This window comes from Sulfitobacter sp. PR48, assembly GCF_028807335.1.
Classification (GTDB): domain Bacteria; phylum Pseudomonadota; class Alphaproteobacteria; order Rhodobacterales; family Rhodobacteraceae; genus Sulfitobacter.
Map to the genome: position 1 here is coordinate 40,306 of NZ_JARAMM010000023.1, position 9,975 is coordinate 50,280.

Here is a 9,975-nt window from a genome sequence, read left to right on the forward strand (position 1 = left end):
GCTCAGAATATCTCCAGATCGCGGTCGACCATCACCGTGACGCGGGCGCCCTGGTCGACATAAATGACGGGACCGATGGAGAGGTAGTCTCCGATCACAGAGTCCGTGGCATCGGCAAGATCGTCGCCCACGTCTTCGAGCACGTCCGCCGTGGTCTCGTCCTGAACATTTGCTGCAGCGGCGCTTGGCGCGGCGGAGATCAGCGAAATCAGCGCCGCCGAGCCGAAGCGCTCATCGAAGCGGGTATCGACAAAGCCGGTGACACCTGAGCGGCCCAGTTCATCTCCCCCGAAGGAGCTGATCTGGATGGTTTGATTGTCGGGCAGGATGATCCGGTCCCAGGCGATGGTGACCCGGCGCTGCGCGATATCGACGCCGGAGCGATAACGCCCGATAAGACGGGACCCGCGCGGGATCAGGAGGCGCGCGCCATCGAAACTGAACACGTCTTCGGAAACAACGGCCCGGGTCTGGCCGGGCAGGGAGCTGTCGAGCGCGGTTTCCATGACGGCCTGGATCATGGTGCCCTGGATGATCGTGTTGGAGGGATTGGCGATGACTTCTGCCTGTGTCACCGAAGTGGGCAGCGCGCCGTTCAGAACGAAATCCGTCACTTCGCCAAAGGTCCGCTCGGTCAGAGCCGTCTCATTTGCGCCAGAGGTGCCGCCAAAGGCGATGGTGGGCGAGGTGATGCGGCGTTCCTGAAACGCGCGCTCCTCAGCAGCGCGGCGTTCAAGTTCCGCGAGCCGTCGTGCTTCTTCCTCGCGGCGCAGCCGTTCTTCTTCCCGCGCGCGCAACTCGTCCTCGGTGGGCCCGGTGGGTGCGGGAAGTGGGCGGTTGGCCTCGAGCTGCGCAAGTTCGAGGTCCATGCGGAGTTGCTCCATCTCGCGATCGCGCGCCGTTAGCTCATCGCGAAACTGCTGCTGCGCGGCTTCCGATGCGGCTTGCAGGGCGGCGATTTGGGCTGTCAGCGCATCGATCGCTTCTGCGGCAACCGTGTCTTCCTCGACGACCGGCTCGGGCGCATTGCGCAACTCTTCGATCTGGGCCTGAAGAGCTGCGAGTTGCGCCAGAAGCTCGGCATTTGGTTCGACCGGTTCCGGCGCGACCAGAACCACCTCGGGCTCGGGCGGGGGCAAGGTCTCGATGGCGCCGAACCCGTCGCCTTCGTTCTGGAACACGTCCGGCGTGGCCGTGGGAAGGGCTTCCTCTTCCTCGGGTTGGGACATGAGATAGAGCAACGCACCGCCCGCGCCGATCACGAGGACGACGACCAAAGCGAGCAGCGGTGAGCGCCGTGGGGCAGGGGGCGAACCAGCGCCCTTGCCTTGTTCTAGAGCAGCGAGGCGTTTCTCGAGGTCTGCGTTTCCAGTATCGCTCATGATCCCATCCCCGCAGGCGGTGTGGCCTCGATACAGACCACCTCGTCCCCGATCCGCAGCACCCATTGCCTGTTCACCCCGGAGACCCGGATCACGCCGTCCTCGGTGGCTTGCGTGTTGACCGTCCGCTCGCGGCCATTCGCGTAGCGAAAGATTGCGGGGACGGGCGCGTTCCGCGGGAATTCGAAATACGTGAAGGTCCCGTCATCCCAGACGCGGGTCGGGGTGAACTCGGTACGTGCGCTGGCACCGTAGTTGTAGTTTGGCGCGTGGGCCGCGATGGCACGCGTGGGCCGTACATTGTCTTCGGGATAGCGGAACTGCACCACGTAGAAGGTCGGGCTGCGGGTCTCCTGGACGTTGAAGTAGTAGCTGCGGCGGTTGGTATAGACGGTCACGTTGGTATGGACGCCGCGTGCAACGGGCTTGATCGCGAAGGCCTGCCCGCCCGGCACGCCGTCGATCTCGAAGCCCTCCGTGTCGCCCGCTATGATCGAGCGGATGCTTTCGCCCTCGCCGAACTCGATGGTGGTCACATGGGTGAGCGACACGCTGAGGCGGTAGACCTGACCTTCTTGATATGTTGCCAGCCGCACCCGATTGTCATTGGGCCCGCCACGCGGGATGGTTTCGGCGAAAACAAGGCCGGGCAACAGGGCAATCAGCAATATGAAAAGTCGAGCAGGGAACAAATTCAATTCTCCAATCTGTCGGAGCGGACGGAATATTCGAGGACCGTGAAGCCGAAGGGGTTGGTCCAGACCTCATCGATGGAGCGGCGGGTCTCGGGGCGGAACTCGAAGAGAAGCGTGGCAGTGAAGAGGCCTGTCTGAACGCCATTGATAGACGTCAGGCGCTTGCGCAGGCGGACCGTGGCGCGGTTGGTGCCGATCCGGTTGATGCTGAGGATTTCCACGTCGAGCCGGGCATTGGGGCCATAGACGGTCGGCGGGTAATTCTCGTTGGCGCTGTTCCAGATTTGGCGCAGCCCGCTCTCGGCGGCCCCGTCCGAGCGGCGCAGAACGCTGCGTATGCGCAGATCGTTGTCCAGCTGGTTATAGACCTCCCGATCGGTCACATAGCGGAAGACCTCCGCCTCGATAATCGCCTGGTTGGCCGTGACAGACGTCGCGCCCACCGAGGCCTCGGGCAGGGCAAAGCCGGTAGCGGGATCATAGGGGACAACGACGGGCGGGGGGTCGACATCGAGGATTGTGACAGCCGCGGCGCTCAGGCAGCCGATGACGCCGAAGACAAGGCCTATCAGGCCAAGGCGCTGCCAGAGCCGTTCGCGGCGCAGCGCACCATAGACCAGCTCTTCTTCGATGATTTCCTGTTCACTCGCCACCTGTCACAACCCTTGATCAGTCTGCCCGCAACTCGGGCAGCGTGAAGTCCATAAACCGCTGTTCCTCGGCGATGGTGGCGGCATCGATCACGCCTCCCGTCCCATCGCCCACGGTCTGCACCGCTTCGAGTTGCCACATGGCGACCAGCGCAATGGCGAGCTCCGCGGTCACACGCGTGTTGAGATCGACGCTTTGCTTGAGCTCTTCCATGTCATCGATCAGCCCGACCAGGCGGTCGACCCGTTCCAGCGATTGGCCGGCATCCTCATAGCTGTTCTGGGCCGCGGCTGAGACCAGGGCGCCGGTGGTGGCCTGCGTCGCCACGCGGTTCGCGCCCGGATTGCCGCTGGTGGCCATTTCCGAGAGGGTGTCATCGTTAAATCCGAGATCGGCCAGTACCCGGTCCATCTGGGTTTCGATCTCGCCCGCGCCGGAGCCCGACAGGCCAGAGAAATCCCCAGTCTTGATGGCTTCGATGGTGGCGAGGATGTCCCCGAATTCCTGATCGAGCAGACCGTTCAGCTCGTCTTCCATCTCGGTGCGGATGATTTCCGGCAGTTCAGCAAGGCGGGTCAGGGCTTCGTAGGTTCTTTGCAGCTCCGCGAGTTGGTCCGTGAGTGTGGCAAGCTGTTCGCGGAGCTGCGTCAGCTGCTCGTTCTGCAGGATCTCGTCTTCGATCATCTGCCGGAGCTGCTGGATGTTTTGCGCGATGTTTTGGGTGTCGACGACCGGCACACCTTGCGCCACGGCAGCGGACAGGGTGCCGAGATGCAGACCGATCCCAAGCGTCGTGGCCAATGCCGTCCTCACGAGCAAATCTCTCATCAGTCTATCTCCCTGATCGTGAATTCCATGAACGTGCCTTCGACCATACGCGCACTGGCCTGAGCCAGCTCTTCGGCGGAAAGGACGCGGGTGCGCGCCGCCTGAAGCCGGATGCGGGCGGCCACGAGACGCACGAGTTCGGCGCGGGCATAAGTGTTGAGTGCAACGCTCTCCTGCACATCCTCGGTCTCGGAAATCCGTTCGACGATATCCGCAATACGCAGGGCGGCCTGCCTGATCGCGGCGGGCGAGTTGTTGCCATAGAAGGCCGCGCCATGACCCGTGAGCGAGAGGTTGGCATTGGCCAGAAGCGTGGGGTCGATCGTGCCAAGCGCTTCGATCCCGCCGATACGGGTCAAATAGAGGTTATAGCGTTCGGGGATCACCTGGACGTAGTGCTGGGTCTCGCGGAAGGGCGGCACGCCGCCATACTCGAAAACCCGGCCTGGTCCGGCGTTATAGGCTGCGAGCGCGTTGATGATATTGCCATCGAATGTGTTGAGCTGGGTCGCGAGATAGCGCGCGCCGCCATGCACCTGCAGGTAAGGGCTGTCATAGTATTCCGGGTTGATACCAAGATCGCTGGCGGTGCCGGGCATGATCTGGGTGAGGCCAAAAGCGCCGACCGGCGAGCGGGCGCCGATGGTGAAGCGGCTTTCCTGCCAGATGAGAGCCTGCAGCAGGGCTCGCCATTGGACTGGGGAGAGGCCCGCGCGGCCCACGCCCGCTAATCCGCTGGTTTCCCGGGCGACGCGGATGATGAGCTGCTCGATGTTTTCCGCCGCATCGCCAAACATCTGTGCGCCGCCGGGATTGGGGTCGATGTCGGCATTGCCGTAGACCGCTTCGACGGAACGGGCTGGATCGCCGCTTCCGTTTTCCAGCCCTGAAACCATCGCGGGTAGGCCCTGACCGCCGAAGCTGGTTTGGGCATCGAGGATGCGTTGCAGGGTTTCCAGTTGGTCGCGTTCGATCTCGGCAATGAGTTCGCGCACGGCAAGCTTGTCCGCCTGAACGGCCAAGTCAGCCTCGCGATCGCCTGTTTCGACGATATCACGCGCGGTCAGCCCACTGTCATTGGTCGGCACGCCTTGAGACGAGGCCAGACCGGGCAGCAGGCAAAGCGCCACGATATGAGGCAGGCTAGACTTCAATGTCGCCCTCCGGCGCGCCGAGGGGCTTGAAGGTGCAATCTGGCGCGACGGGGGCCGTCGAGGCCAGGAAGGTGAAGCAATTGGCCTGCGGCTCCCGGTACTGGGTGCAGGAGGCCAAAGCGCCGAGCGCGGTGATAAGAAACAGGGTACGGATCATGAAAGCCTCCAGAAGTCCGAGCGGTCGCGGTAATCGGCGCCGACAAGCGCTTCGCCCTTTTCCATGCCGCCAAGGATGGTGAGATTGGGTCCAAGCGCGCTCAGATCGGCATCGACGACGATCGAGCCCTGATCGTCGCGGATCAGCGCCAAACGGCTGTTGCTGCCCGTGTTGAGAAGGACGTCGAGCTCCTTCTCCGTGAGGTTCAGCATGGCGTAGTCCGAGGCATTGGCGCGGATATTGGGCAGCAGGATCTGCGTCGGAACGGCTTCGACGATGGTCTTGCCGGTCCGGGTGCGCTCAAGCTGGCTGGCATATTGCGTCATCATCACCGCGACGGTGTTCTGCTTGCGCGCTGTCACGAGCCAGTTCGACAACCGTTCGGCGAAATATGCGTTGTCGAGCGCCTTCCATGCCTCGTCGATCACGATGATGGTGGGGCGGCGGTCCTCGATCTCGCGCTCGACCCGGCGGAAGAGATAGGAGAGGACCGCCATGCGCTCCTTCTCGGCCTCACTGTCGAGAATGCCGGTGAGATCGAAGCCGACCAAATCGCCCTCCAGCGAGAACGTGTCTTCCAGCGTCTGCCCGAAGATCCAGCCGTAGCGGCCCTCTTCGGTCCACTCAAACAGGCGCTGGTGCAGATCGCCGCCATCATCGGTGGAGACAAAAAGCGATGCGAAATCCCGCCAGTTCCGCAGGGCCGGATTGGTGGCCTGGGCATTCTGGCGCACGACCTCCTGGATGCGGTTGGTCTGCGCCGGGGTCAGGGGCTTGTCGGCGCGGTAGAGCAGGGTTGTGAGCCAGTCCGAGAGCCAGGCGGTGCCGCGCGCATCGGTCTCTGTCCAGAGCGGGTTGAGACCCGTGGGCTGGCCGGCGTTCAGGGAGGCGTAGCGCCCGCCATTGGCGCGCACCGCCATCTCCATGCCAAGACGGTAATCGAAGACGAAGATCCGCGCCCCTGCGCGACGGGCCTGGGTCATCAGGAAGGCCGAGAGCACCGATTTGCCCGACCCGGGCCGCCCCATGATCAGGGTATGCCCGCTGGTCGGTTCTTTGTCGGGCGAGCCTTGCTCGTGATAAGAAAACCGGTAGGCGCTCTGCTCCGGCGTGGGCAAATATGTGACGACCCGGCCCCAGGGGGTAAGTGCTGCAGGTTTGCCGAGCTGCGTTCGGTGGAAGGCCGCGAAATCTGCAAAGTTGCGATTGGTGACGGCGCTGGCACGCACGCGCTTGGGCTGGTTGCCGGGATGCTGGCTGAGGTAATGGGCCTTTGCGGCGACCCGCTCACCGATCATCTTCACGCCTTCGGTCGCGGCGGCGTTCACGATTTCGGCGCTGAGGGTTTGCAGTTCTTCGAGCGTGTCGCAGAAGAGCGTCACGATCATGTGATGCTCGCCGAAGCTTTGGCGCTTGGCCTCGAGATCATCGGCGGCGATATCGAGGGCTTCCAGGAGGGAGAGGGCCGCATCCTGGCTGGCCTGCATCTGGCGCTTTTGTCGTTTGATGCGGCCCGCCATGAGGTTCGAATTGATCGGTGTGAAGGAATGGGTGACGATCATGTCGACCGGCAGGTTCAGCATGTCGAACATGGTGCAGGAGGTGCCTTCCGAGTATTCTCCGATGGTGAAGCTCTTGCCGTAGCGGTGGCCCACGACGCCCTCGGAAAGCTCGAAATGGTCGCCGTGAAACGTCACGCGGGTATTGGCGACGTTGAAGGACAAAAAGCCGTAGGTATTGGCGGGATAGAGCGGCAGCTCGGTTCCTGTGTTGAGCGCGCCCAGAAACCCCACCAACTCTCCCGATCCGGCTGACAGCAGGCGCGGCTTGAGCTCGGTAAGCCCCGAGAGGAAGACGTTCACGGCCTCACCGAGGCGCTGCAGGCGTTTGCGGGTCTCCTCTCTCAGCCGGTCCGGCGCGCTGCGGCTGAGGAACGGCAGGAGGCTTTTCGGGGGTGGGCGGTGAATGACGGTGAGCGTCAGCGTCTTGTCGCGCAGCCCGCTGGTCTCGAGTTTCGCGCGCCAGCGCCGGTCGACCTCGCCTGCGAAGCTGTCCTCACGGATCGGGTCGAGATCAGGTTTGATGGCCTTGGAGACCTTGTGGACGTAATAGCTGAATTCCGGCCCCAGCTGCGCAACGATGCGGGCAAAGAGCGCCGTCACCTTGTCGAGATAGGCATCATCTGTCGTGTAGCTGTTGATCCCCTCGAGCCGGATGCAGCGGAAGAGTTCGTTCACCCGGGTCCGCACGGTCTGGTCGTCGACGAGGCTCACATAGGGCAGCATATGCGCGAGGCGGGTCTCGCGCGCATACCAGTCTGGCGTCATTGTGCGGGCATCGAGCGCAGCATCACGGGCGTCATCACGGGGCATAGCTGTCCCCGCCATGGATGGACCTGTTGCGCGTGGGCGGTGTCTCCTGCAGGGCCGTCATCATCACGTCGATGAAACGCGGGTCCCAATCTGCGGCCTTCCACAGTACCGGATAAAGAAGGGCGGCCACGCCCAGCACCCCGATGTGCTGGACCCAGACGAACAAGAGCACCGAGCCGAAAAGCCAGACCATCGCGTACATGATGGGCAGGCCCAGAAGCTTTGGCGGACGCACGAGGCCGAGAAAGAGAGGCGAGCGCTCAGCCACCGGCAAAGACCGCGGCAACAATGGTGGGGGCGGCCGCAACACCGGCGATGCCCACGAGGACCCAAAGCGCTTGGCGCAGGTCGATGATGTTGAAGAACCAGCTCAAGAAAACGCCGAGGACCGCGAGTGTGGCGATGACCACACCAAGAGGGCCGGTCAGCGCATCGACAATGCCCTGCAACAAGCTTTGGATCGGGGAGAGATCAATGCTCTGTGCAAGGGCGGGCTCGGCAATGAACAGGAATAGCGCCAGCGAGGCGACAAAGAGGTTTGAAATCTGTCTCATGAATTTGATCCTTCCAATCGGGCTACGACGGCCATGACGCGGGCCACGTGGTTCTGGGTTTCTCGGTAGGGGGGGACGCCGCCATACTGGCGGACCGCATCGGGTCCGGCGTTGTAGGCAGCCAGCGCCAGGTGCGGATCGCCGAACGTCTCCAGCATCATCGCGAGGTAGCGGGCGGAGCCGTCAAGGTTCTGCAGCGGATCACGCGGGTCGACGCCCAGATCACGCGCCGTCGCAGGCATCAATTGACCAAGGCCAATAGCACCTGCACTTGAAATCGCATCCTGCCGGTAGGCGCTCTCAACCTCGATATTGGCGCGGTAGAGGACCAGCCAATCCGTCACGGAAAGCCCCGCGCGACGCAGGCCGGGATGGCCGGCATAGCGCAAGGCCGTGGTCTGAATCCCGGAGAGGACATCGGCGCGGGGCAGGGGAGTCGGGCGGGCAAGGGCCGCGACTTGGACGCCCTCTTGCTCGGTCTCTACCTCGCCGAAGATCGCGATCCCATCGGAGGCCGAACCCTGACCAATCCCGTCATTGTAGTTTCGAGCAAAGCTGCTTTGGGAGCGGGACGGGGTTAGAGAGCCGTCGCTCTCCATGACCAGGACCATCTGTGCGGAGGCAGGTGCTGCGACCAGCCAGAGACAGACGAGGTTAGTTGCCAGTGCCCTTGTCTGATGGAGCTTTGTCTGGCGGGGCGAGTTTATGCGTACGGCTTGTCCCCGCTTCAAGCGGCAGGTCGACATGCGCAAAGCCAAGGCCAATGAAGAAAGACACCACGCCGGAGATCGTCTTGAACTCGCGGATCTTGATATCGTTGTAAGTCGTCCGGGTGCGCGCAGTGACGAGGAGCTTTTCCACCCCGTCATCAGAGACAACGCGCATGATCCAGACCCCGTAATAGCTGGGGCCTTTCTTATGTGCCGACTCCTGGCACAGGATTTCTGCGCTATAGCCGCTTTCCACGAGTTCGCGGAACCTGGCTTCCGTAACCACATTTGGTGCTTCGATGTCCCAGTTCATGGCCCGGCTCACGCTTTCTCCAATGGCGCGACCCCAGGCATTCCTACTTGAAGCCCAGAGTTACGATAGTATACTATCAACCGCAAGATGTAATATCATGCTTTGGCTGTAGTTTGGTCACGCAAACACTAGTCTCGGCCAGTGTCCGCGATCAAGGAGATAACAGGTTTGAGAAACCCAAGGTTGACAGGCCTGCTCCCATTGCAAGCTATGGCCCTTCTGATCTGCGTCCCCGGGCCGGGTTTCACCGACTCCTGCCTCGCACCGGCCCGTCCCTTCCTGCCAAGCGATTCGCAAGCGGCCCGTGACTACGCCGACCTCATCCGTCGCGATTTCGAAGACTACATCCAGGATATCCAGAGCTACTTCCGTTGCCACGACGACGAGCGCGCCCGTGCATTCAAGGAAGCGAGGGAGGTCAGCGAGGACTATGGCCGGTTTCTGCAATTGGTAGGGGATTGATGGGTTATCCGGGGAGCATCAGACTTGCAGCCCATGGAAACCCGACGCCGATAACACCCTCAAGTATCTACTTTTTAGATAACAGATTTCATCCGCTAGCGACGTCACAAAAGGTATGTGACGCGTGGCAAAGACAATCAGAAGCACGGGACAGGTGGCACTCTGCCAGGCGTTGGTCGACGCTCGCATCAAGGCGGGCCTCGGTCAGAAAGACTTGGCGGACAGGCTTAGATGCCACCAGTCACTCGTTGCCCGCGTTGAGAGCGGCCAGCGCCGGGTCGACGTTGTCGAACTGGTGGTTCTGGCGCGCGCAATTGGCTTTGACCCGTTTGAGGTTCTGGCGATCGTTGAAGCCGCCACGGAGCCCGACCACCGGATTTGAGCCATTTCATTTTTCGAGAACACGGGAGCTGACTTCTCCCGGTGTGAATTCGTTACCGCGAGGACGAACAGTAACCGATTTTAACGAGGCCCGGCACACGGTTGCAGCAAACGCTTTGGATCTGAGCTGCTATCCGCAACGCCAAATTGCAGGAAGTCAGTAAACAGTGAACGAAAATGAGGTCGAAGGCGTCGCGATCGCCAATTTGATTGCAGCCGATGAAGAAACCTGTGAACAGGCATGCAATTTTGACCCCGTAGCGGGGTGATCGGCATCCAAAAATGACCCCCTTACACTGATGTGGATAATGCCCCC

Annotated in this window: 13 protein-coding genes; 2 read left to right on the forward strand and 11 right to left on the reverse strand. The window is 62.1% G+C overall.

The window, feature by feature from the left end:
• Nucleotides 1-2: 2 nt before the first annotated feature.
• From PVW51_RS21640 to PVW51_RS21690, 11 genes are read right to left on the reverse strand one after another with little or no spacing between them, the layout of a single operon-like run.
• The gene (locus tag PVW51_RS21640; RefSeq protein WP_149780671.1) at nt 3-1,382 is read right to left on the reverse strand and encodes a TrbI/VirB10 family protein; all 1,380 of its coding nucleotides are present in this window, start codon (nt 1,380-1,382) and stop codon (nt 3-5) included.
• On the reverse strand, nt 1,379-2,074 hold the full coding sequence (locus PVW51_RS21645) for a TrbG/VirB9 family P-type conjugative transfer protein (protein WP_274577433.1): 696 nt from the start codon (nt 2,072-2,074) through the stop codon (nt 1,379-1,381). Before PVW51_RS21645 ends, PVW51_RS21640 begins: the two co-directional genes overlap by 4 nt.
• 2 nt (nt 2,075-2,076) lie before the next feature.
• Nucleotides 2,077-2,730, reverse strand: a complete 654-nt coding sequence (locus PVW51_RS21650) for a virB8 family protein (protein WP_149780672.1) — start codon at nt 2,728-2,730, stop codon at nt 2,077-2,079.
• A 16-nt stretch (nt 2,731-2,746) separates the two neighbouring features.
• Nucleotides 2,747-3,556 (reverse strand): type IV secretion system protein, encoded by an 810-nt coding sequence (locus PVW51_RS21655; protein WP_274577436.1) that lies wholly within the window; start codon nt 3,554-3,556, stop codon nt 2,747-2,749.
• A complete protein-coding gene (locus PVW51_RS21660; RefSeq protein WP_274577437.1) occupies nt 3,556-4,710 on the reverse strand; it encodes a lytic transglycosylase domain-containing protein in 1,155 nt (384 codons plus the stop codon). Before PVW51_RS21660 ends, PVW51_RS21655 begins: the two co-directional genes overlap by 1 nt.
• Nucleotides 4,700-4,867 carry a hypothetical protein gene (locus PVW51_RS21665; RefSeq protein ID WP_274577438.1) on the reverse strand — a complete coding sequence of 56 codons (168 nt, stop codon included), beginning with the start codon at nt 4,865-4,867 and terminating at the stop codon, nt 4,700-4,702. The genes PVW51_RS21660 and PVW51_RS21665 overlap by 11 nt, the downstream gene beginning before the upstream one ends.
• Nucleotides 4,864-7,239, reverse strand: coding sequence for a type IV secretion system DNA-binding domain-containing protein (locus tag PVW51_RS21670; protein WP_274577439.1), 2,376 nt, complete (start codon nt 7,237-7,239; stop codon nt 4,864-4,866). The genes PVW51_RS21665 and PVW51_RS21670 overlap by 4 nt, the downstream gene beginning before the upstream one ends.
• Nucleotides 7,229-7,507 (reverse strand): type IV secretion system protein VirB3, encoded by a 279-nt coding sequence (locus PVW51_RS21675; protein WP_114284347.1) that lies wholly within the window; start codon nt 7,505-7,507, stop codon nt 7,229-7,231. Before PVW51_RS21675 ends, PVW51_RS21670 begins: the two co-directional genes overlap by 11 nt.
• On the reverse strand, nt 7,500-7,793 hold the full coding sequence (locus PVW51_RS21680; RefSeq protein ID WP_012187163.1) for a TrbC/VirB2 family protein: 294 nt from the start codon (nt 7,791-7,793) through the stop codon (nt 7,500-7,502). The genes PVW51_RS21675 and PVW51_RS21680 overlap by 8 nt, the downstream gene beginning before the upstream one ends.
• Nucleotides 7,790-8,404 carry a lytic transglycosylase domain-containing protein gene (locus PVW51_RS21685; protein WP_274577440.1) on the reverse strand — a complete coding sequence of 205 codons (615 nt, stop codon included), beginning with the start codon at nt 8,402-8,404 and terminating at the stop codon, nt 7,790-7,792. The genes PVW51_RS21680 and PVW51_RS21685 overlap by 4 nt, the downstream gene beginning before the upstream one ends.
• A 43-nt stretch (nt 8,405-8,447) precedes the next feature.
• On the reverse strand, nt 8,448-8,816 hold the full coding sequence (locus tag PVW51_RS21690) for a hypothetical protein (RefSeq protein ID WP_274577441.1): 369 nt from the start codon (nt 8,814-8,816) through the stop codon (nt 8,448-8,450).
• Nucleotides 8,817-9,026: 210 nt separating this feature from the next.
• Here PVW51_RS21690 and PVW51_RS21695 point away from each other — a divergent pair, with 210 nt between their 5' ends.
• Together PVW51_RS21695 and PVW51_RS21700 are read left to right on the forward strand one after the other, a co-directional pair.
• Nucleotides 9,027-9,278, forward strand: a complete 252-nt coding sequence (locus PVW51_RS21695; RefSeq protein WP_274577442.1) for a hypothetical protein — start codon at nt 9,027-9,029, stop codon at nt 9,276-9,278.
• A 124-nt stretch (nt 9,279-9,402) separates the two neighbouring features.
• Nucleotides 9,403-9,660: a helix-turn-helix domain-containing protein gene (locus PVW51_RS21700; RefSeq protein WP_274577443.1), complete on the forward strand. Its 258-nt coding sequence runs from the start codon at nt 9,403-9,405 to the stop codon at nt 9,658-9,660.
• Nucleotides 9,661-9,975 lie beyond the last annotated feature (315 nt).

What these genes read in the sequence shown, in the direction of transcription:
- PVW51_RS21640 (WP_149780671.1), bottom strand. Translation starts at nt 1,382, where the DNA reads ATGAGCGATACTGGAAACGCAGACCTCGAGAAACGCCTCGCTGCTCTA.
- PVW51_RS21685 (WP_274577440.1), bottom strand. Translation starts at nt 8,404, where the DNA reads ATGGTCCTGGTCATGGAGAGCGACGGCTCTCTAACCCCGTCCCGCTCC.
- PVW51_RS21670 (WP_274577439.1), bottom strand. Translation starts at nt 7,239, where the DNA reads ATGCCCCGTGATGACGCCCGTGATGCTGCGCTCGATGCCCGCACAATG.
- PVW51_RS21655 (WP_274577436.1), bottom strand. Translation starts at nt 3,556, where the DNA reads ATGAGAGATTTGCTCGTGAGGACGGCATTGGCCACGACGCTTGGGATC.
- PVW51_RS21690 (WP_274577441.1), bottom strand. Translation starts at nt 8,816, where the DNA reads ATGAACTGGGACATCGAAGCACCAAATGTGGTTACGGAAGCCAGGTTC.
- PVW51_RS21680 (WP_012187163.1), bottom strand. Translation starts at nt 7,793, where the DNA reads ATGAGACAGATTTCAAACCTCTTTGTCGCCTCGCTGGCGCTATTCCTG.
- PVW51_RS21695 (WP_274577442.1), top strand. Translation starts at nt 9,027, where the DNA reads ATGGCCCTTCTGATCTGCGTCCCCGGGCCGGGTTTCACCGACTCCTGC.
- PVW51_RS21665 (WP_274577438.1), bottom strand. Translation starts at nt 4,867, where the DNA reads ATGATCCGTACCCTGTTTCTTATCACCGCGCTCGGCGCTTTGGCCTCC.